Below are 20,797 nucleotides of genomic sequence, written 5' to 3'. Positions count from 1 at the left end.
AAAAAGAGTCAAGAAAAAACGTGAAAACCAGTTTCATTCTTGAACTCTTCCATACTATTATCTATTGAAATTCCTTGATGTCTCCATCATAAAGTGCCCAGTCTTTGCTGAAAAAGCGCTCATTCAGATGGTAAGTCGGAGCTGGTGTGGGATTGGATAGGAAAGGATCAACTGCCTTGTCAAAAGCCAACCAACCCAACCAACCAATATGAATTGTATCTTTTACAAAATAAGGTTCAGCACCATTTTTTGAAAAATCTGCTATATTAGTAAAACCTTGACTTTCTAATTGGTAACGAATCTTTTCAACTGCATGTTGATACATATCTTGATTTAATCCTGTATAATCCATCCATTTTTTATTAACCGGTTGAATCACAAACAATACATTCACTTTTGAATTAGCAAATTGATTTAAGACTAATTGCAAGTCATTATATTCAGATGATTTTAGAAAATTATAATTTTTCTGATAATCCTTCCACTTTTTTAAATCTTTCTTTACTTGCGTATCATAGAAATGATTATCCATCCCCATATCATTATTCGTGGTATTTGCTTCAGCATCTTTTACAGCGATTTCTCTCAATGCATCGTAGGAAAATTTATCTGGTAAGTCTTTCAGATACTTCTCCACACGATCTCTATATTTTTCTCCATCATTCACTGACACTTGTCCAAATAGAAATGATTGTTTTTCGTTGAATCGTGCTAATGTATCTATGAGTGTCTTATCTATTTCCGAAAGTCGCTCACTCTCGGTTATTTTTTTGACTATATCTCCTAATACTACATTAGGATACTTTTTCATTAAACGCGAAGCGGCGTAACGACTTGACACATCTCCAGACTGATTTTCCAAAAAAGCGCCCAATTGATCCGTGTTAAAATACCTACGAAAAACTGCAGGTTCATACTCCGTTTCTGTAAACCACTGAGGAGAAATAACAAAAACAGCCTGTTTATTTTCTAGCTCTGGCAATATTTGCTGCATACCAAAGTACTGATTTAAAGAAGCTGCTCCCGCTTGTCCTAAAAAATAGGGTCTATACGAACGATTGTACTTCTCCGCTAAAACAGCTGGATGCATACTATCAAATCGAATCCACTCACTAGAACCAAAAAAGGGAATGAATCGTAGACTTGGATCCGAAAGAGCTCTCACCTTCTGAAATCTTTCTCTAAAACTTTGTGTACTAATCGCTGCTGCATATCGTTTTTCTTCTGATAAATTATAACTTTTACTAGTAGGATAAAAGAAAATGAGAAGAAAAACCAACAAACCAGCTATCAAGACCGGTCCGAAGATCATCCATAAGCGTTTAAGCATTTTGTAGCTCCACAATACCAGCTATGATTTTATTGGCTGTATTCCAGTCGTCGCGACCAAACTCTGTTACAGGGACACGAATGTCAAAACGGTTTTCAATCTCCACAATCAACTCAACCGTTCCCATACTATCCAAGACACCGGCATCAAAAAGATCTTCATCCATCATGTCAGAAACATCTTCCATAAACAACTCATCAATAATTTCAATAACTTCTGATTTGATATCCATTTTTTATATCCTTTTATTTTTTAAACCATAAATCATTCAAAAATCCAGAAAAGATTAAGAATGACAGCATGACGACATGGAAGGTGACAACCATGCCAAGCAACTGAATCCAGCGATTCTCAGGTAGAGCAGCTTCCCCTGCTTTTTTCCGCTCCTTATTGAGCGTCTTTTTCTTGCGAACCCAGGCGTCATTGATTACCAGCCCAATCCCATGAAAGAGTCCATAGGCGATATAGTACCAGGTCACACCGTGCCAAAATCCCATAATCAGCATATTTACAATATAGGCCACGCTTGAGGTTACATTACGATTCTTAAAGACCTTCTTTCTGGTCAACACCATCACCATTCGCATAAAGACAAAGTCACGGAACCAGAAAGAAAGGCTCATATGCCAACGATTCCAAAACTCTTTTAAATCCCTTGATAAAAAAGGCTTATTAAAGTTGATGGGGCTACGGATTCCCATTAAGTTTGAGATAGCCAAGGCAAACATAGAGTAACCTGCAAAATCAAAGAAAAGCTCCAAACCAAAGGTATACATAACTGCCAAGGCATAGGGGTTAAAGAAGCCACCTGACTGCAGGGCTAGATTCTTCAGAGGAGGTAGTAAAGTTTCTCCTAAAACATGAGCCAGGATAAACTTGTACAAAAATCCCCACATGATATAGCGAACAGATTCATCCAGCATATCCATCAACTCATCCCGCTCAGGAATGGTCTGATAATTTTCATTAAAACGCTTAAAGCGATCGATTGGGCCACTCGAGAAAGTTGGCATGAAGAGAAGGAATCGGAGGAATTCCCAGAGGGTAAAATCCTTAATCACTCCATCTCTCAGCTCGATGATAATCCCAACCGAACGAAAGGTCAGGTAAGAAATTCCCAAAAAGCCAAGCAAAGACTGCGTTCCATTGATAGCCGGCTGCACCTTGACAAAGATAATCGGAAGGAGGGACAGAAAACTAACTAGGTAGAAGACCCACTTGCCATCCTTACTTTTTCGATAATGCTTGTAGAAGAGTACGAGCAATATTTCCCAGCAAAGGTAAATACCCAAGGCAACCAACTGATTGGTCTTCCCACCTACCAACATGGTGACGATAAAGAAGAGACTAACCAATACCTCGTACCAGGCAAAGCGTTTCTTGAAAAAGAGGCCGATAAAGATGGGCAAGGTTGCAGCAATCACATAGACAAAATACTGAGGATTCCCATATGGCTCTAAATGAGGAAGCTGTTGAAAGAACTCCATCATCTCTTGTTCACCTCGTTAATCAATCCTTTGATGTCAATCTTTCCATTTGGAGTCAGTGGCAAACTGTCTCGATAAAGGAATTTAGACGGCATCATGTAGGACATCATGATATCTGTTAAATCTTCCTTGATAGCCTTGGTAATATCGATATCACGCTCAAACTGCTCACGAACACCGTCTTTCAAGATGACATAAGCCAATAGATTTTGCACCTTGTGGTCTTTATTATAACGTGGCACAGCTACAGCAGACTCGATAAAGCGAGACTTATTGAGGTTTTGAGAGACATCTTCTAACTCAATGCGGTAACCGTTGAACTTAATCTGGAAGTCCATGCGTCCGCCGTAGAGAAGCAAGCCCTCATCTGTCATAGTTCCCACATCTCCTGTATGGTAGGCTGGTAGACCTTCAAACTCAAAGAAGGCTTCTGCCGTTTTTTCAGGATTATTCATATAACCTTTTGAAACGGCTGGTCCAGAAACAATAATTTCTCCCTGTTCACCATTTGACAGTTTCTTGCCGTCCTCATCAATGATAAAGGTTGGAGAGTCGGCCTTGGTATAGCCGATTGGTAGGCGTTTGAGAGTCGCCAACATCTCGTCTGTCACAGCAACTGCTGATAGGGCTACTGTCGCTTCTGTTGGGCCGTAAGCATTGATAATACGGGCATTCGGGAAACGCTCACGCAGTTTTTGAGCCGTTTTGACCGTCAACTCTTCGCCATCAAAGTAGAAATGCGTAATTCCAGGCATTTTCTCGCTATTAAAGTCTTCTGATAACATAGCCATATCTGCAAAAGAAGGGGTTGAGGTCCAGATAGCGATTGGCAATGAAAAGATGGTCGCAAAGAGTTGCTTAAAGTCCTGAGTAATAGCTGAAGGAAGAGCGAAAAGCGTACCACCCAGTGCCAAGGTCGGAGCCCAGTACATGACAGACAGATCAAAAGAATAAGGTGGCTGAGCCAGCATTTGCGGACGATTCGGTGTCGCAAATTCCTTGTCCGTAATCATCCAGTTGGTAAAGCTGAGGAGGTTATCATGTGAAATCTGCACTCCCTTTGGCTTACCAGTCGTACCAGAAGTAAAGATGATGTAGTAATTATCATCGCCCTTGACTGGATGCGTGATCTCATAATTATTCCCCTGAGCAAAGGCTTCTTGAACCTGAGCTAGAGTCATCATCGGTGTAGAAACCTGCTCCAATGGAAAGTCTGAGATAGCAATAATCAAGCTTGGCTCTGCTACTTCTAAAATAGCTGAAACTCGCTCCAAGGCCGAATGGCTGTCAATTGGAATGTAGGCATGCCCCGACTTAGTCAGCGCTACAAAGGTTGCCAACATTTCATATTCTTGGCCACCAAAAACAACCACAGGAGACTTCTCAGGTAAATCTAGTTGGTCAATGGCTGCAGCCAAACTATCCGAATCAGCTTTCAAATCTCCATAAGTGTGTTCCTGCCCCAAAACATTGTAAACAGGATAGCTAGGCTGGGTCTGAGCAAAATGCTCAATAGTTTCAATCATATCTACTATTGGTTTATTTGACATAATAAGGATTCTCCTTCAAGTTAAAATTCATTATAGATAAAGCTTCCTTGACCCTGACCAAGATAGCTAAAAAAGTAAAGTAGCCCAAGAAAGATAATAAAATACAAGGCTGTCCGACCAAAAAAGAGGTACAATTCTTTTCTCTGTTTCATCAAGAAAAACCATTCATTTCTGTAATTTTTCGCTAAAATAAAATCAATTTCTTACTAATTTATTTTTCTGCTATTATACCATTTTATAGACTAGTTTTTCAATTGTTTACCCGTCTATTTTCACTACGTTTCAGTAATATTAATTTGTTCCATATGATTCTTTCTAATGATAGATTGAATGCTTTTCAGTATAAATTATATGGGGCTACAATAAAGTAGGCTCCATACTACCTATAGAGGATGTCTCCACTATAAATATTATAGAGCCTTATCTTATGTCTCACTTTATCGGTGCAGTTCCCTTTATCTAGAGTTTTTTATAGTATGTAATCCTAAAATTCACTATAGATAAATTCTTGAATGTTCGAAAAATCGGTCACAAAACAATAAATCACGATGCTTAAGATAACCGTATAGAAAAACAACGTCCACAAGATTAAACGGTGTGTGTTAGTTATCTTGGTTTGCAAATTTGTAAAGTTCTTTTTCAACTTCCATCCATCCTTTCACCCCAACATGCATCACATCAAATAAAAAGTAATCATCATACTCTCTGTTTCCATAGTTTAGTACTGTTGCACCATGACTTTTCGCAACATCTTCAATTTTTTTATAAGTTTTTTCTCGCATCTCTCTTGAGACACCAGTATAGTCATTCCATTTCCCATTTACTGGGAAAATAATGACCTCAACTTCAATTCCCAATTCCTTAGCAACTGTCAAGAAAAGTTTCATATCTGAATACTCTGGTGACTCCAAATAGCTCAAATCTTTATTGGAATCTTTCAAGGATGCATAGCGATCTTTCAAGTAGGTATTGTAGTAGTTGTTATCAACAGCATAGTCATTGTTGTTTGTTTTCTTTTTGACCTCTTCTACAAACTGATCCGTCAGCTGCCGCCAATCATAGTCTGGAGTTTTATCTCCTAGTAAAGGATAATCTGATTTGGCATGTTTTTGATAAAAAGTCTGTTTGAGTTTAAAGGAATAAATCGCGTTATCGAACTCTAATAGTTTTTTATCAACAATCGTTCCTTTCTCATCTATGAAATAACTTTTGTATTTTTTGTAGATGTCATTTTGTTGCTTGTTCCCCTTGGTAATTTCGATAATGCGATTGATTAGTTTTTCTTTCGTTTCCTTACTAATCTTATCATTACCTAGCATATGGAAAATATGTTCCTGAGAAGCCTTGTTCAAAAAGGCATCTTGATGAGTCCCATCTTTTTCAAACCACTGAACCGATTCTATTATAGCCACTTTTCGCTTAGTCATAGATCCTTCAATAGAACCCAAGGTCGTAGCCTGAATGATGTTTTGTGAATAACTGGTCCCAATCTGCATGATATTAAAATCGTTGTAGTTAAAAATTTTATTGGGATGATAGTCTTCATTTATCGTCGCAACCAACTCAGATGATCCCAATAAAACAAATGTATTGGGAGTAATATTGCTTGTCAGAATATCTCTACTTTTATACTTTTCATACGAAGTGCTATAGCGAATACTGTTATCCTTTACTTTATAATAATCATCAATCTTCTTGACGTATGTCACATTTAAAAGGGCAAGCGTCGCAATTACGAGCACAAGCGATAGCAAAAATGCTTTTAGTTTAATCATCTCGTTTTATCCTATCCCTTCGATCCGTCCAATCTCTTTTCAATTTCTTATCTCTTTAAAATCGTCAGTAAGATTTTATAGGGTTCACCTGAAAAGATAAAGAAACCAATCATAACCAAATTCATGGTCACAAACCAACTTAGTAGTTTATACCAATTTTTGTTTTTATTTTTCTTATAAAAAGTGCTTTTCTTTTGATACACTTCAAATCCAGCCATCAAGACACCATGATAAAAACCATAAACAATGTAGCTAACACTAAGACCATGCCAAAAACCCATGGCCAACATATTGACCATATAGGCATAGGTTGCATTGTGTAGTCTATTTTTAAACCATTTTTTCCTGATAACCTGCATCAATACTCTTGAAAATACAAAATCCCTCAGCCAGGTCGACAAGGTGATATGCCATCTGGTCCAGAAATCCTTGATATCGACACTCAAGAAAGGTTTGTTAAAGTTCATCGGTGTCTGAATACCTAAAATGTTGCTACTTCCAACGGCCATTAGACTATAGCCTGCAAAGTCGAAGAACAGATACAAGGTATAGAGGTACATATACTTGATTGAGTAAATGACTGTGCCAGTATTATTTAGAGCGAGTAACATCTGGTAAACATAGGTTGATAAAACAACCTTGTAAAGAAGGCCTAGAACGATACGATACACACCGTCACCTGCCAACTCTAGATACTCTTTTCGAGGCATGATCTCGTTTATCTCTTTTAAAAATCTCCTACTCCGATCAATCGGACCAGCACTAACTGTAGGGAAAAAAAGTAAAAATTGCAGGTAGTCTTTTATGCTAATCTTTTCTTTAATCAAGCCATCCGATATCTCCAGCATGATCTGAATGGTCTTAAAGGACATGTAAGAAATGCCAATAAAGGCCAACAAATGCAGAGAAGTCAGGGCAAAGACTTTATTGATTACCAAAGGAAAAATAGAAAGGAAAACCAGAGGTTTCAGTCGCTTTGTTTCTATCCTCTGTGCTATGAAAACCAGAAAATATTGATAAATTACAAAGGAGATTAAATAGACAATCATTGCTCTACTCTTGCCATAAATAGCTCCTGCAAATAAGAGGGAGAGCACCAAAATATAGTAGTCCTTACGTTTTTCAAAAAAGTTTACCACAAAACCAATCAGTAAAACTACAAACAAAAGAAGGAAAAACTCATTCCCCTCGAAATAATTCATACCAGCCAAACTCCTTTTTTCTTTTTCTCATCTCTTGATTTATCTTTTTAGGATTAGTCCCTATCATATTACCAAGGATAGTTAACTTTATTCATTATATCATAATTTAAAAACTAAAAATACTTCTGTTATTTTATTTCTTAAAATAAAAAATCCAACTGACTCTTAGTACTGAACCCCAATAATGAGACAAAATTATTCACACAATAAATAAAATTCAAGAACAAAAAATTGATGAAGGAACCGGTGAAGGATTCTGACTTTTTAGCTGAAATAGTAATCAACACCAGTATACAAACTTAAAAAAATCAAAATGACCAAAATGAAGTGAGAAAGTACTCCTTTATTTTGGTCATTTTTTGTAAGTTGTGTTTATTGAAGTATGAATAATTGAGTTTTAATATCTTAGAAAAGTGAGAATACAAAAACGGCCAAGGCTGCTCCGATAACAGGACCCACAACAGGAATCCAAGCATAAGACCAGTCTCCGTCTCCCTTGTTTGAAATTGGAAGGATACTGTGCATGATACGAGGTCCAAGGTCACGTGCAGGGTTCAAGGCATAACCTGTTGTCCCACCTAGTGATAGACCGATACCGACAATCAAAGTTCCCACTGCAAAGGTTCCGATTCCTGCTTGAAGGTCATAAAGTCCCAAAGCAAAGATTGTCAATACCAATACAAAGGTGCCAAGGATTTCGCTAATCAAGTTTGATACAGTATCTTTTATAGCTGGGCCTGTGCTGAAAGTAGCCAAAATATTTCCTGCATTTTCTTCTGCCTCATAGTGAGGTTTGAATTGCAACCAAACCAAAATCTGACCCAGCATAGCCCCTGCGAACTGGGCTAAGATATAAGGCAAAACAGAAGCCCAAGGCAAACCACCTTTCAAGGCCACACCAATCGTCACAGCTGGGTTTAAATGAGCTGGACTGAGCTTGCCAGATACAAATACTGCAACCGCAACTGCAATCCCCCAACCCATAGTAATCACAATCCAACCTGAGCTGTTGCTCTTGGTTTTTGGAAGAACCACACCTGCAACAACACCATTTCCTAGAAGAATCAGGATTAAAGTCCCTAAAAATTCTCCAAATAATTCATTCATCATCTTTCTGTCTCCATTAAAAAGAAGGAGAGGGTAGACTAGGAGTCCTGCCCTCCGCCTCTTTTATTTTTTCTTAATTTTTTAATTCTGCTAAATCGTTGTTAGCAAGAGCTGATTCGACATCAGCACGGTAGCCTGCTTTTTCTTCTTCTGTCCAGTCATAGAATCGTCCCATTTCATCCAAAACTGGCTCAACGATACTATCCAAACTATCACGCATAAAGAGCATATGGTTGGTACGACGAAGAAGGAAGTCAACTGGGCTAAGTGCCAACTCATTGCGCATTGCATAGTGAAGGGACAAGGTGTCTGCCAAGCTGAGTCCTGGCGCTTGTTCCAAGCTGTGAGCAAGGGCAAAGACCTTCGGTGCATTTGAACCGTAAAGATTTGCTAGATAGTGAGCTTCCTTGCTATCCAATCCACGTGACACTCCAAGTTGCGCAAAGGCTTCGATTTCTGAGTCCACATTTGCTGGGTTCAATTCCCCACCTGAAACAGGGTAAGTCTTAGAATTGATGAGTTTAAAGCTACGGTCAAATTCTGCTTTGAGGATGTCAACCACGCGCTCCATAGCTCCTTCAGCCATCTTACGGTAGTCTGTGATTTTACCACCAGCAAGGGTCAAGAGGCCATTGTCATCTCGGTCCAAGCTCGAACCACGTGAAACTGCAGATGGGTCCAAATGTTTCTCAGAGGTACTGCTTTCAAGCTTGCTGACAGCAGACTCAACATCTTCACGCGTTTTTTCTTTAGAGAGATAAGATTCAACAGTCGCAATCAAGTTGTTAAAGCTTTCATCACTGATGGTTCCGTTATTTCCTCCATTGTAGTCAGAAGCGCTATTGCCTGCGATCAATGGACGAAGACCTGCCCAGCTACTTTCGATATCATCAATGGTAATGTTTGCTTCTGGGAAGCGGTTGTTGACAATGCCAAGTAGATAATCTACATCTTCCTGAGTCACTTTTGGATGTTCCAAATCCCCTGTGTAGTCTGTATCCGTTGTACCAAAGTAAGTCTTGTTTTCACGCGGGAGAACAAAGACCATACGACCATCTCCCAAACCAGTGTCAAAGTAAACTGGCTGTGAAACCTTGATCTTGCTTGAGTCCACTACCAAGTGAACTCCCTTAGTTGGACGCATTTGTGAGAATTGTGTTCCCTTATTAGACAAATTGCGCACCTTGTCGCTCCAAGGACCTGTTGTGTTAATAACCAGACGGGCCTTGATTTCAAAGACTTGGTCTGTCAAGAGATCACGAGCTACAACACCTGTAATCTTGCCACTTTCGTCAAATAGGAAGCCTTCTGCCTTCACGTGGTTAGCAATGAGGGCACCGTCCTGGTTGGCACGTTTGATGTTTTCGATCACGAGACGAGCATCGTTGTTACGGAAGTCAAGATAAACTCCACCTCCTACCAAACCTTCTTTCTTCAAGTTTGGCTGGCGTTCCAAGACTTCTTCCTTGCTCAAAACCTTGTTAGCAGCTGGTGTGTTGTTGACACCTGCCAAGAGGTCGTAAAGATCCATAGCTACTTTAAGACGGAAGAGGCTAAAAGTAGCTCCATCTTCATCGTAAACTGGCAAGAGCATTGGGTCTGGTTTCGGAATGTGTGGAGCGATTTGTTGAACCACTGCACGTTCAGAAACTGTATCTGATACCACTTCTACATCAAATTGCTTAAGGTAACGTAGTCCTCCGTGAACCAGTTTTGTTGAACGGCTGGATGTCCCTTCTGCGAAGTCCTGCATTTCAATCAAACCAGTATCTAGACCACTAGCTGCTGCCTGCAAGGCTACACCAGCCCCTGTAATTCCTCCACCGATAATCAAGAGGTCCAAGGTACGTTCCTGCATTTTTTGAATTGATAATTCACGTGTTTTCTTTGAAAATTCCATTTTTACACACTTTCTAACTAAGTCACTTTATTCTTCCAGTATTAGTCGTCTATTTCCGCAAAGACTTGGGTTGCTTTTACAGCCTTCTTCCAGCCCTTGTAGAGTTGTTCCTTGCGCGATTCGTTCATAGATGGCTCAAAGAGTTCTCCTGTCTCGTTCAAGAGTTTCAACTCATCCAAGTCCTTCCAATAGCCCACTGACAAACCTGCTAGGAAGGCTGCACCTAGAGCTGTTGTTTCCAAGTTTTTGGCGCGTGCGATATCGATTCCCAAAATGTCAGCTTGGAACTGCATGAGGAAGTTGTTCATAGCTGCACCACCATCCACCTTCAAGACTTGGATAGCTGTCTGAGCATCCACTTGCATGGTGTCGATGATGTCACGCACTTGATAAGCGATAGATTGAAGAGTTGCCTTGATAAAGTCTTCTTTAGTTGTTCCACGAGTTAAGCCAAAGACAGAACCGCGAGCGTTTTGGTTCCAGTATGGAGCTCCTAGACCTGTAAAGGCTGGAACAACATAAACTTCATCGTTGTTGTGAGAATCACGGGCATATTTTTCAGATTCTGGTGAATTTTCGACCATGCGAAGTCCATCACGAAGCCACTGAATGGCACTTCCTGCGATGAAGATTGAACCTTCCAAGGCATAGTAAACCTTGCCGTTGATTCCGTAACCAATGGTTGTTAATAGGTTGTTCTCAGACAACTGCATCTCTTCACCAGTATTCATGATGATGAAAGAACCTGTTCCATAAGTATTCTTGACCATACCTGGTTCAAAGGCCAACTGTCCAAAGAGGGCTGCTTGTTGGTCCCCAGCCATACCTGAGATTGGGACTTCTCCACCATAGAAATGGAATGGGGCTGTCTTACCGTAGATTTCAGAGTTAGAACGAACTTCTGGGAGCATAGCCTTAGGAATGTTGAGGATTTCCAAAATCTCATCATCCCATTTGAGTTCTTTAATGTTATAAAGCATGGTACGAGCTGCATTTGAGTAGTCGGTCACGTGAGCCGCACCGTCTGTCAATTTCCAAACCAACCAAGTATCAATGGTACCAAAGAGCAATTCCCCTTTTTCTGCTCGCTCTTGAGCGCCTTCTACATGATCCAAAATCCAACGAACCTTAGTCGCTGAGAAGTAAGCATCGATGATCAAACCAGTCTTTTCATGGAATTTTTCCACATAACCTTGACTTTTTAGTTGCTCAGCCAAAGGGGCTGTTTGGCGAGACTGCCAAACGATAGCGTTGTAGATAGGAAGTCCTGTTTTCTTATCCCAGACGACAGTTGTTTCACGTTGGTTGGTAATTCCGATTGCTTCGATTTGACTTGGCTTGACACCACTTTCGATGAAAGCTCCAGCAATAACAGACTGGACGGAATTCCAAATTTCATTGGCATTGTGCTCAACCCAACCTGCCTGAGGGAAAATCTGAGTAAACTCTTTTTGACTCGAGCTAACTTTTTCTCCTTTTTTGTTGAAAATGATGGCACGAGAGCTTGTAGTCCCCTGGTCAATGGCCATAATGTATTTTTCTTGTGACATGTGCTGTCCTCCTGATAATGATCTTGAGGATGTCTCCTCTTTACACTAACTAGTATACAAAATAAAGCGCTTTCTTGTTCATCAACTTTTTTTAATTTTTTAAAAAATGTGAGGAGATTGTGTGAATTTCACAAAAAAGACCTGGAACGACCAAGCCTTTTAAGTGAATAATAACTGACGAATAGCCGCCAAATCTTCCATATCCAAGTCATTTTTTAAATAATAGACTGGTGTTTGTTCTTTCTTATGAATGGGGTTATTGGTAACCAGCAAATCATAATGCCGAGTTCGATCATAGGCTTCAATGGTGATAAAACGATTGTATTCCAAATACCGTTTTAAAATGGCTGCCATCCTTGAAAAGACAAGAAAACCAGATGTCAAATCCAGACCAATCCGCATATGCTGACCACCATTTTCTGCCATATATTCCATCAACTGGAGCCATTCCCAGAGAATCTTCTTATCTAAGTCTGTCCCCTGCTGAAAGGCAGGTAGAGCATGAAAAATCTCCTCTGCCGTTCCCCTAAAATCATGTTCCATCAGCAAATAGGGATGACGATTCTCTAACTGGTACTTGTAGCAATCCTGTAAAATATAGCCCTTATAGAGATAGACTTGAGCACAAAGCTGACTGAGTTCATAAGTGACATGGTCCTCTGTATAGTCCCCCAATAGTTCCTCCTTCTTCATTTCTTGAATCAATTGCGTCAGCAAATCTGCCAACTGCCCTCCAAAACCAAGGATATACTCCATAGTATGAAGAGGAAGAATGCGATGAGATAGGAGGAAAGAGAAGAAAATCATCATCTCACCATCCTCAGTTCCGAGAGGAAGGTGTTGCCCAGCAAAAAAGGACGGAGCCTTTCTCAGCAAACGAAGGTAGAAAATATTGTCAAAATAGCCTCGCATTTTCTCTTCTATCACTTGGAACTGACAGGCATTGACCCGAAGACGCTGTTGACTGATATGAGCCCATAGAACCAAATCCAATTTCTGGCCCGAAGACAAGCTAGCACCGCAGATTTCTTCTAGAGTAGCAATATCCTGCTTTCTCTCTGGTTTCTGCATATGGCCTTCCCATGCCTGACTCGACCAGACCTTGCGGAAAAGACAGAAATAGAAATAGCGAATCTGATGCTCTGGACCTCGCCAACGTCCATTTTGGATGGATAAATCAAATTCTGACAAAATCTGATTTAAACCAGCCAAGTGACGACCAAGCGTAGCCTCGCTAACCATCAATTCTTGAGCCAGCTGATGGGCTAAAAACTGTTGGTGGTAGAGAAGATAGACTAAAATTTGGTATTTTATGGCATTTTCTAAAAATAAGCTCCGGATATCTCTCCCCTTGGTAGTTGCACCGATCGATAGACGCAGATTTTCATCTTCTAAGTGAATAGTCAGCTCTAAGCCACTATCCAAAGCCTTGTCATTGAGCAGGGTGACATATTTGGTTAGGGTTGCTTTTGAAAATCCTGTTTCCTCCATTACAGCCTTGACAGTCGTCTGAGACTCTTGTAATAGAAAGGAAAGGATTGAAAATTGGCCAGATTCGGCCTTTTCCATCAAGTCTCCTAAATACATTTGTTACCCCTTTCATTTTCTACCTTAAGCATAGCATAAATCTTACAAATGCTGAAATAATCTGTTTCTCTTTTTATTTTCATGCTGATTTCCTGGTTCATTATCCTGAAAATCAGCAAACACACGGCTCCCCCTTTGAGCATTTTTATGCTAAAATAGTAGCTATGGATAAAATTATTAAAACTATATCAGAAAGTGGCGCCTTTCGTGCTTTTGTCCTTGACAGCACAGAAACCGTCCGCACTGCTCAAGAAAAACACCAAACCCAAGCTAGCTCAACTGTAGCACTTGGTCGAACTCTTATCGCTAGCCAGATTCTCGCAGCCAATGAAAAAGGAAATACCAAACTTACAGTTAAAGTGCTGGGATCTAGCTCCCTAGGAGCGATTATCACCGTCGCTGATACCAAGGGGAATGTCAAAGGTTACGTTCAAAATCCCGGTGTCGATATCAAAAAGACTGCAACTGGTGAAGTTCTAGTCGGACCTTTTGTTGGAAATGGTCAATTCCTCGTTATCACAGACTACGGTACTGGAAATCCTTACAACTCTATGACTCCCCTCATTTCTGGGGAAATCGGTGAAGACCTTGCCTTTTACCTGACTGAAAGCCAACAGACTCCTTCAGCAGTCGGTCTCAATGTCCTTTTAGACGAAGAAGATAAGGTCAAGGTTGCAGGTGGTTTCCTAGTCCAAGTCTTGCCAGGAGCCAAGGAAGAAGAGATTGCTCGCTTTGAAAAACGCATCCAAGAAATGCCAGCTATCTCAACTCTTCTCGAAAGTGAAGACCATATCGAAGCCCTCCTCAAAGCAATCTACGGTGACGAGGCCTACAAGCGTCTTTCCGAAGAAGAAATCCGTTTCCAATGTGACTGTAGCCATGAGCGCTTTATGAACGCTCTTGCTAGCCTTCCAAGCTCAGACTTACAGGAAATGAAAGAGGAAGACCACGGGGCAGAAATCACTTGTCAATTCTGCCAAACTACTTACAACTTTGATGAAAACGACCTGGAGGAACTCATTCGTGACAAATCTTAATACACCCTTTATGATTGGCAATGTTGAGATTCCCAATCGTACCGTTCTAGCACCCATGGCTGGTGTCACCAACTCAGCCTTTCGTACCATTGCAAAAGAGCTCGGAGCTGGACTCGTTGTCATGGAAATGGTCTCTGACAAGGGAATTCAATACAACAACGAAAAAACCCTACACATGCTTCATATCGATGAAGGCGAAAACCCAGTCTCTATCCAACTTTTTGGTAGTGATGAAGACAGCCTAGCACGCGCAGCAGAATTTATCCAAGAAAACACCAAAACTGATATCGTCGATATCAACATGGGCTGCCCAGTTAACAAAATCGTGAAGAACGAAGCTGGTGCTATGTGGCTCAAGGACCCAGACAAAATCTACTCTATCATCAACAAGGTTCAATCTGTCCTTGATATCCCCCTCACCGTCAAAATGCGTACCGGCTGGGCTGACCCATCTCTGGCAGTAGAAAATGCCCTCGCTGCTGAGGCAGCAGGTGTTTCTGCCCTCGCCATGCATGGGCGTACCCGTGAGCAAATGTACACAGGCCACGCAGACCTTGAGACCCTTCACAAGGTCGCTCAAGCTTTGACCAAAATTCCATTTATCGCCAACGGTGACATCCGTACAGTTCAAGAAGCCAAACAGCGTATCGAAGAAATCGGTGCTGACGCAGTCATGATTGGCCGCGCAGCCATGGGAAATCCCTACCTCTTCAATCAAATCAACCATTACTTTGAAACAGGAGAAATCCTACCTGATTTGACCTTTGAAGACAAGATGAAAATCGCCTACGAACATTTGAAACGCTTGATTAACCTCAAAGGAGAAAACGTAGCAGTTCGTGAATTCCGTGGCCTCGCTCCTCACTACCTCCGTGGAACATCTGGCGCTGCCAAGCTCCGTGGAGCTATTTCACAAGCTAGCACCCTAGCAGAGATTGAAGCCCTCTTGCAATTGGATAAGGCTTAAAATGGTTCATACTGCTCTACTGATTATCGATATGCAAAAAGCATTTGATAGACCCATCTGGGGAGAACGAAACAACCCTCAAGCTGAATCTCAAGCATTGAGGGTACTGACATACTTTCGTAAACACGGTCTTCCAGTCTTACATGTTCAACACATATCTGACAACCCCCAGTCGCAATTTCATAACAAACAAAATCAGGTGTTTAAAAGTGGATTTGAACCAGTTACTGCAGAACCTGTCTTTCAAAAAACGGTTAATAGCGCCTTTATTGGAACAAATCTTGAAACATATTTACGAAAAAATCAGATTTGTCATTTAGTCGTTGTTGGTTTGACGTTGCCTCATTGTGTGTCTACTACGACACGAATGGCAGCAAATCTTGGTTTTGAAGTCACTTTACTAGCAGATGCTACTGCCAGTTTTACACTATCTAACAAAAACGGTCAGGCCATCTCTCCTGAGACTATCCATGAGATTAATCTCCTTTCTCTACAAGATGAGTTTGCTCAAATTCTTACTACAGAAGAATTTTTAACCCAAGTACAAGTATAAAATAATCCGTCAACTCTTATTGAGCTGACGGATTTTCTTTGAGTATTAGAATTGATGATTAGCAATTATTCATAAATGTCTATAGATTCACTCAGAACTGACCATACTAGTCTACCCCCTTTAGAGCACTAATCATGTCAATCTTTCTCATACGAAGACTAATAAAATAAGCAGTCCCTAAAGATGTAAACCAAACCAATAACGTAGCAGAAGCAAGGACATACATACTGACATAAGCGGTATACTCAATTCGAATCGTCGAAAATGTTGCTACATACTCTTTCAAAAACCATATTCCTAAAGGAATTCCTACTAGCCAACCAATAAAGGTAGTTAGTATAGTTTCAAAAAGAGTTACCATCTGTAGATATTGATTAGAAAATCCTAATACTTGTAATGTAGCATAGTCTCTCATTCTCTCTACAAAGTTTAAAGAGCCCAGATTATAGAGAACAATAATAACAAGTAATAAGGCAAAGCCAATAATCATTAGAAATACACTCATCAAACTAGATACAAAATCATAGGCATTTTTTTCTTGGCTCCCTTTTTCAATGACAGATAGAACACCTTTGTCTTGCTTAATAGTATCTTCGTCCACCTCCGGCCCAACTAATAAAGTATGTGGAGTAAAATCTCCCCCTGCTTTTTCAAAGACTCTAGCATGAAGATAGGCCCCTTGATTGGTTTCACTTGTGACAATCCCTTTTACTTCAAACTTGTAAGTATGACCATCTTGATAGGGAGTCACATTTAAAAAATCTCCGACTTTAATACCTGCTAAACGGGCAAATGATCTAGTTACATACAAACCATCATCTTTCAAAGAATCAGCACTCTCTGTTTTTGCTTGGATCATATCTCCATCATCAAATATAATCAATAAACGATTGTAGCCATCATCTGGATTAAAATGTGCCTGTGAAATTTGTACACCTTGCCCACCATATCTAGACTTAGAAGATGTATAATCCGCTACGGTTAGGCGTTTTGAATAAGAAAAATCTTCATTGTATGCCTTATCAACAAGATGATTCATAGACACAGGCATACCAATTCCAGCAATCAGTAACATCATACTTCCTGCAACTCCCACGATTCCCATCAAAACTCGAATACGATTAAACGAGGCATCACGAATTGCCCATCTAGAAGGATAAGAAATTCGTTGCCAGATAGAGGAAAATCTTTCCACAAAAACAGATTTAGCAACTTTTTCTTTACCTCTTAAAAATATTGCTGGTAAGCCTCTAGCTGACTCTCTAGAAGCTAAATAGGCAGCTAAAACACAAATAATAATGACTACAATACCGACAACCATTGATGAAGACGAATAAGATATTTGCCAATTTGGAAGTGTAAACATTGACTTTTGAGTTTCTAGTACAAACCATGACATCAAGGGAGAAATAGCAAAGCCTGCGAAACTTCCTAATAAACTTACTACTAAGCCAAATAAAATATAATGTAAACTGATAGCCTGATTTGAAAAGCCTAAAGCCTTTAATACAGCAATCTCTTTTGTTTGGCCATCAATCAAACGCTGAATGGTTGTAAACATAGCCAAAATAGCTAACAAAATAAAGATAAAAGAAAATAAGTAAGATAAGTTTCTAATTTGCCCAACTCGATCGGTAGCTTCTGATATTTCAGTTAAACTTTTTTGATCTTGATAAGAAACTAAATCGCCCCCAAAAATAGACTCTAAATCTCCTCGCAAATCTACCTTAGAACCATAAATTTCTAAGGCATTATCTGACGATAAACCCAGAATTCCTTTTGCAATTTCATTATCTGCAATATAACCATAGGCATCATTGTCAGGATTTGGAGCGATATATTCCATGCTACCTGTGAAATAAATCTTATCTGTGGCCTGAACAAATCCTACAATTTCTAAATCTATCTGTTTCCCCCTTGATGAAATAGAAATTGAATCTCCAATCTGTAAATGATTCTTCTTCGCATAATTCCCATCAATCCAAATCGAATCTTGTTTTCCTTCAGAAAAAGAACTTCCTTCTGTTACTGTAACCAGTTGATTATCTGTAATCGTTTCAAGATTGATTCGTCCGTCAGTCTTGTCTAAACGAACAATATTAGCAAATCCTTTCTTTTTACTGATAACTTTTTCAACAGAAGATAATAGTTCAACCTGCTTAATTTTTGATTCATCAATTTGTCTCGCTTGAACCCAAACAACAGGAAGTTCAGATTGTTTCAAATAACTCTCTAGACTCTTTTCAAGTCCATGCCAAGCTCCTTGTAGCCCTACAAAGATTAATACACTTAATAGAGACATCAGAAAAACAGAGAAAAATTGTTGCCAATTTTGCCGAAGATCTCTTAATAATTTTATATGAAGATACCTCATCCCAGCACCTCTTCATTATTCTCTATTTTTTCAATACTTCCATCTTTCAAATATATAACTCGATCTGCAAATTTAGCAAACTCTCTATTATGTGTAACCATTACAACTGCAGCATTCCCATTTCTAGAAACTTCCTTCAATAAAGTTAAAATACTATCACCTGTCTTTGAATCTAACGCTCCTGTAGGTTCATCACACAATAATAGACTAGGTTCTTTAGCCAATGCCCTTGCAATTGATACACGTTGCATTTCACCTCCAGAAAGTTGATTAGGAAAATTATTTTTTCTATGAAGTAAACCAACTTGATCTAAATACATATCAATTTCTTTATTGTTTTTCACTAAATTTGCTGCAATACCTATATTCTCCTTGGCTGTTAAACTTGGAACTAAGTTATAAAATTGAAAAACAAAACCAATTTTATCTTTTCGATAAGCAGATAATTCCTTGTCCGTAAACTTTGTTACTAGTTCCTCATCAAATATAAAGGTTCCTGATGTCGCACGATCCATCCCACCAAGTAAATTTAGTAACGTACTTTTCCCTGAACCTGATGGACCTAAAATAACTGTAAATTTCCCTTTCTCAATAGAAAAACTAACTTGATCTAAAGCACGAACTTCTTGCTCTCCTACCTTATAAATCTTACTAATATTTTGAAACTGAATCATACATACTCCTAATATCTTGTCATAAATTTTATTTTTTCCTTTAATGTAGGCTCTTCATACTGTTCTATGATACGTTTAGATACTGCTTCCCTGTTTTCTCGTATAACCTTTTCAGCTAAGGAAATAGCCTCATCTACTGGAACAACTATTGGCAACTCATAATGTTGAATGATCTGATTTAACCGTTCTTTCTGACTACCTTTGACACAATAAGGTGTCAGACCCAAATTCCTATAAGCTTCATATAATTCCTCATCTGATAAATTTCGATACTCTTCAGATACTGGTCTATGCCCATCTGGATCCATTGCAAACTCTACTGGTAAATGAACAACATCTGTATACCACAATTTCGCATGATTCTTAGAGACAACCCCATAAGCAGTCAAATATTTTTTGAAAAATCGTCGACCCGGAATACCTAAAATAGATTTCATCAATCGATGAATGAATGCTGATCCTGGATTAATTCCTACCTTCATTCGAACAGTCCCGTAAATCCATTCATTCAATACTGAACCATCTGATAGAAAACTTCCATGTTCCTTGTATAGAATTCCTTCTGTACGAATTCTCTCCTCAAAACGCTTTAGCCCTAGTGCCATTAATTCAGTTGATGACATATCCTGAAATCTTCTGCCAGGATATAAATCTGTCAAAATTTCCCTCGCAGACAAAGCGTCGATTAAGGGAAGTCCCGTTGCAATCGAAAGAGCTGTAGCAGTTGTTGTCTTACCTGTAGAATAAGTGCCTGATATCACTAACCTTAATTCTCTATTTCCCATCACTGTCCCCCTCCATCAGGTAATTTTTGAGCTATTTTACTTTTAAAGACTACCTTATGATCTATATCATATCCAGACATTTCGTAGACTTTCCAATGTTCTTCTCTAATTTTTAATAATCTATTTTTTGAAACACTACCACTGAGCTCCACTACTCCGTTCAAAATTGGTGAATTCAAGTCTGCACTTACTTGCTTCATCCACATGGTATTGCTCTCCTCTCGAGATATCTCTTCGATATGGTAGGCTAACATCTCTGCCATTTGAGAAAAAATAATCAGAAGCTCTAACAAACTATAATAATTCTGTTCTAGACTACCTACACCACTATATTCAATATCTTTGATCAATACTTGCTCTGCTTTACAAGATATACTACTATCTGAAAACTCAACATCGTATATATCATGTTGTCTATCTCTTAAATGAGTTGATAAAAAATCTCTACCTTGTTCTCCTATAGCAGCTACATTTTCCATACATTCTAATAATTGATATCCTAAACAAACTTTCATATCCATTACCAAGCAATCAAATTCAATCACTTGGTTCGTCATTTTGAAATTTTGTAATTCTAATTTTAAATTTACCAATTCTTCTATAGCTTTTATCCCTGACTTTATCTCAAAATGGCTTAACCTATACTGATTTAATCTCACTCCCATTCTTTTCAGTATTTCACTTCCAAATAAATGAGCTAATACTATTCCATCTAATGTACTCAGGTGTTGCTGTATGATTTCAGATTGTTTACTAGACCACAAACCTTCTTGATGAAGAGACCCAACTCCTTCTAAAATATTTTTCAACTTAACTTCATAAGTCGTCTTCTTATGCCCTCTGCCAAAATAACGATTTTTATTGTCTCCAAGTAAATAATCTACTGTTAGCATATACTTCTCCAATCTTTTAAACTGAC

The 20,797-nt window shown here is 39.2% G+C and carries 18 protein-coding genes; 3 read left to right on the top strand and 15 right to left on the bottom strand.

Annotation, left to right across the window (positions count from 1 at the left end):
- Positions 1 to 61: 61 nt before the first annotated feature.
- From dltD (B7692_RS10065) to B7692_RS10015, 11 genes are all read right to left on the bottom strand, one after another.
- Positions 62 to 1,330, bottom strand: coding sequence for a D-alanyl-lipoteichoic acid biosynthesis protein DltD (gene dltD, locus B7692_RS10065; protein ID WP_084930610.1), 1,269 nt, complete (start codon positions 1,328 to 1,330; stop codon positions 62 to 64).
- Positions 1,323 to 1,562, bottom strand: a complete 240-nt coding sequence (dltC, locus tag B7692_RS10060) for a D-alanine--poly(phosphoribitol) ligase subunit DltC (protein ID WP_000351967.1) — start codon at positions 1,560 to 1,562, stop codon at positions 1,323 to 1,325. Before dltC ends, dltD (B7692_RS10065) begins: the two co-directional genes overlap by 8 nt.
- 13 nt (positions 1,563 to 1,575) lie before the next feature.
- Positions 1,576 to 2,820 (bottom strand): D-alanyl-lipoteichoic acid biosynthesis protein DltB, encoded by a 1,245-nt coding sequence (dltB, locus tag B7692_RS10055; RefSeq protein WP_084930609.1) that lies wholly within the window; start codon positions 2,818 to 2,820, stop codon positions 1,576 to 1,578.
- A complete protein-coding gene (dltA, locus tag B7692_RS10050) occupies positions 2,817 to 4,367 on the bottom strand; it encodes a D-alanine--poly(phosphoribitol) ligase subunit DltA (protein ID WP_084930608.1) in 1,551 nt (516 codons plus the stop codon). The genes dltB (B7692_RS10055) and dltA overlap by 4 nt, the downstream gene beginning before the upstream one ends.
- Before the next feature lie 20 nt (positions 4,368 to 4,387).
- Positions 4,388 to 4,519: a teichoic acid D-Ala incorporation-associated protein DltX gene (locus B7692_RS10045; protein WP_004262018.1), complete on the bottom strand. Its 132-nt coding sequence runs from the start codon at positions 4,517 to 4,519 to the stop codon at positions 4,388 to 4,390.
- 450 nt (positions 4,520 to 4,969) lie between these two features.
- On the bottom strand, positions 4,970 to 6,142 hold the full coding sequence (gene dltD, locus B7692_RS10040) for a D-alanyl-lipoteichoic acid biosynthesis protein DltD (RefSeq protein ID WP_084930607.1): 1,173 nt from the start codon (positions 6,140 to 6,142) through the stop codon (positions 4,970 to 4,972).
- 47 nt (positions 6,143 to 6,189) lie between these two features.
- Positions 6,190 to 7,344 carry a D-alanyl-lipoteichoic acid biosynthesis protein DltB gene (gene dltB / locus B7692_RS10035; RefSeq protein WP_084930606.1) on the bottom strand — a complete coding sequence of 385 codons (1,155 nt, stop codon included), beginning with the start codon at positions 7,342 to 7,344 and terminating at the stop codon, positions 6,190 to 6,192.
- A 405-nt stretch (positions 7,345 to 7,749) separates the two neighbouring features.
- Positions 7,750 to 8,454 (bottom strand): MIP/aquaporin family protein, encoded by a 705-nt coding sequence (locus tag B7692_RS10030; RefSeq protein ID WP_084930605.1) that lies wholly within the window; start codon positions 8,452 to 8,454, stop codon positions 7,750 to 7,752.
- Between the two features lie 70 nt (positions 8,455 to 8,524).
- Positions 8,525 to 10,351 carry a type 1 glycerol-3-phosphate oxidase gene (gene glpO, locus B7692_RS10025; RefSeq protein WP_084930604.1) on the bottom strand — a complete coding sequence of 609 codons (1,827 nt, stop codon included), beginning with the start codon at positions 10,349 to 10,351 and terminating at the stop codon, positions 8,525 to 8,527.
- 41 nt (positions 10,352 to 10,392) lie between these two features.
- Positions 10,393 to 11,901 (bottom strand): glycerol kinase GlpK, encoded by a 1,509-nt coding sequence (gene glpK, locus B7692_RS10020; RefSeq protein ID WP_084930603.1) that lies wholly within the window; start codon positions 11,899 to 11,901, stop codon positions 10,393 to 10,395.
- A 159-nt stretch (positions 11,902 to 12,060) separates the two neighbouring features.
- The gene (locus tag B7692_RS10015) at positions 12,061 to 13,488 is read right to left on the bottom strand and encodes an AcpB/EbpR/MafR family transcriptional regulator (RefSeq protein ID WP_084930602.1); all 1,428 of its coding nucleotides are present in this window, start codon (positions 13,486 to 13,488) and stop codon (positions 12,061 to 12,063) included.
- Between the two features lie 164 nt (positions 13,489 to 13,652).
- Here B7692_RS10015 and hslO point away from each other — a divergent pair, with 164 nt between their 5' ends.
- From hslO to B7692_RS10000, 3 genes are read left to right on the top strand one after another with little or no spacing between them, the layout of a single operon-like run.
- A complete protein-coding gene (gene hslO / locus B7692_RS10010; RefSeq protein ID WP_000357854.1) occupies positions 13,653 to 14,525 on the top strand; it encodes an Hsp33 family molecular chaperone HslO in 873 nt (290 codons plus the stop codon).
- On the top strand, positions 14,512 to 15,492 hold the full coding sequence (gene dusB, locus B7692_RS10005) for a tRNA dihydrouridine synthase DusB (RefSeq protein ID WP_192855501.1): 981 nt from the start codon (positions 14,512 to 14,514) through the stop codon (positions 15,490 to 15,492). Before hslO ends, dusB begins: the two co-directional genes overlap by 14 nt.
- A gap of 1 nt (position 15,493) precedes the next feature.
- The gene (locus tag B7692_RS10000; protein WP_084930600.1) at positions 15,494 to 16,045 is read left to right on the top strand and encodes a cysteine hydrolase family protein; all 552 of its coding nucleotides are present in this window, start codon (positions 15,494 to 15,496) and stop codon (positions 16,043 to 16,045) included.
- Between the two features lie 106 nt (positions 16,046 to 16,151).
- Here the strand turns inward: B7692_RS10000 and B7692_RS09995 are convergent, their stop codons facing one another.
- From B7692_RS09995 to B7692_RS09980, 4 genes are read right to left on the bottom strand one after another with little or no spacing between them, the layout of a single operon-like run.
- The gene (locus B7692_RS09995; RefSeq protein ID WP_049546893.1) at positions 16,152 to 18,419 is read right to left on the bottom strand and encodes an ABC transporter permease; all 2,268 of its coding nucleotides are present in this window, start codon (positions 18,417 to 18,419) and stop codon (positions 16,152 to 16,154) included.
- Entirely contained in the window at positions 18,416 to 19,093 is a 678-nt protein-coding gene (locus B7692_RS09990) for an ABC transporter ATP-binding protein (RefSeq protein WP_000614114.1), read from the bottom strand. The genes B7692_RS09995 and B7692_RS09990 overlap by 4 nt, the downstream gene beginning before the upstream one ends.
- 8 nt (positions 19,094 to 19,101) lie before the next feature.
- The gene (locus B7692_RS09985) at positions 19,102 to 19,878 is read right to left on the bottom strand and encodes an AAA family ATPase (protein WP_023947319.1); all 777 of its coding nucleotides are present in this window, start codon (positions 19,876 to 19,878) and stop codon (positions 19,102 to 19,104) included.
- A complete protein-coding gene (locus B7692_RS09980; RefSeq protein WP_023947317.1) occupies positions 19,878 to 20,771 on the bottom strand; it encodes an AvrD family protein in 894 nt (297 codons plus the stop codon). The genes B7692_RS09985 and B7692_RS09980 overlap by 1 nt, the downstream gene beginning before the upstream one ends.
- Positions 20,772 to 20,797: the final 26 nt, after the last annotated feature.

Source organism: Streptococcus mitis, assembly GCF_002096925.1.
Lineage (GTDB): Bacteria > Bacillota > Bacilli > Lactobacillales > Streptococcaceae > Streptococcus > Streptococcus mitis_AF.
The sequence above is the reverse complement of the archived record's forward strand: the minus strand, read 5'-3'. Positions and strand labels throughout refer to the sequence as shown.

Excerpts from the sequence above, each read along its gene's own strand:
- dltD (WP_084930610.1), bottom strand. The coding sequence starts at position 1,330 with ATGCTTAAACGCTTATGGATGATCTTCGGACCGGTCTTGATAGCTGGT.
- dltC (WP_000351967.1), bottom strand. The coding sequence starts at position 1,562 with ATGGATATCAAATCAGAAGTTATTGAAATTATTGATGAGTTGTTTATG.
- dltB (WP_084930609.1), bottom strand. The coding sequence starts at position 2,820 with ATGATGGAGTTCTTTCAACAGCTTCCTCATTTAGAGCCATATGGGAAT.
- dltA (WP_084930608.1), bottom strand. The coding sequence starts at position 4,367 with ATGTCAAATAAACCAATAGTAGATATGATTGAAACTATTGAGCATTTT.
- B7692_RS10045 (WP_004262018.1), bottom strand. The coding sequence starts at position 4,519 with ATGAAACAGAGAAAAGAATTGTACCTCTTTTTTGGTCGGACAGCCTTG.
- dltD (WP_084930607.1), bottom strand. The coding sequence starts at position 6,142 with ATGATTAAACTAAAAGCATTTTTGCTATCGCTTGTGCTCGTAATTGCG.
- dltB (WP_084930606.1), bottom strand. The coding sequence starts at position 7,344 with ATGAATTATTTCGAGGGGAATGAGTTTTTCCTTCTTTTGTTTGTAGTT.
- B7692_RS10030 (WP_084930605.1), bottom strand. The coding sequence starts at position 8,454 with ATGATGAATGAATTATTTGGAGAATTTTTAGGGACTTTAATCCTGATT.
- glpO (WP_084930604.1), bottom strand. The coding sequence starts at position 10,351 with ATGGAATTTTCAAAGAAAACACGTGAATTATCAATTCAAAAAATGCAG.
- glpK (WP_084930603.1), bottom strand. The coding sequence starts at position 11,901 with ATGTCACAAGAAAAATACATTATGGCCATTGACCAGGGGACTACAAGC.
- B7692_RS10015 (WP_084930602.1), bottom strand. The coding sequence starts at position 13,488 with ATGTATTTAGGAGACTTGATGGAAAAGGCCGAATCTGGCCAATTTTCA.
- hslO (WP_000357854.1), top strand. The coding sequence starts at position 13,653 with ATGGATAAAATTATTAAAACTATATCAGAAAGTGGCGCCTTTCGTGCT.
- B7692_RS10000 (WP_084930600.1), top strand. The coding sequence starts at position 15,494 with ATGGTTCATACTGCTCTACTGATTATCGATATGCAAAAAGCATTTGAT.
- B7692_RS09995 (WP_049546893.1), bottom strand. The coding sequence starts at position 18,419 with ATGAGGTATCTTCATATAAAATTATTAAGAGATCTTCGGCAAAATTGG.
- B7692_RS09990 (WP_000614114.1), bottom strand. The coding sequence starts at position 19,093 with ATGATTCAGTTTCAAAATATTAGTAAGATTTATAAGGTAGGAGAGCAA.
- B7692_RS09985 (WP_023947319.1), bottom strand. The coding sequence starts at position 19,878 with ATGGGAAATAGAGAATTAAGGTTAGTGATATCAGGCACTTATTCTACA.
- B7692_RS09980 (WP_023947317.1), bottom strand. The coding sequence starts at position 20,771 with ATGCTAACAGTAGATTATTTACTTGGAGACAATAAAAATCGTTATTTT.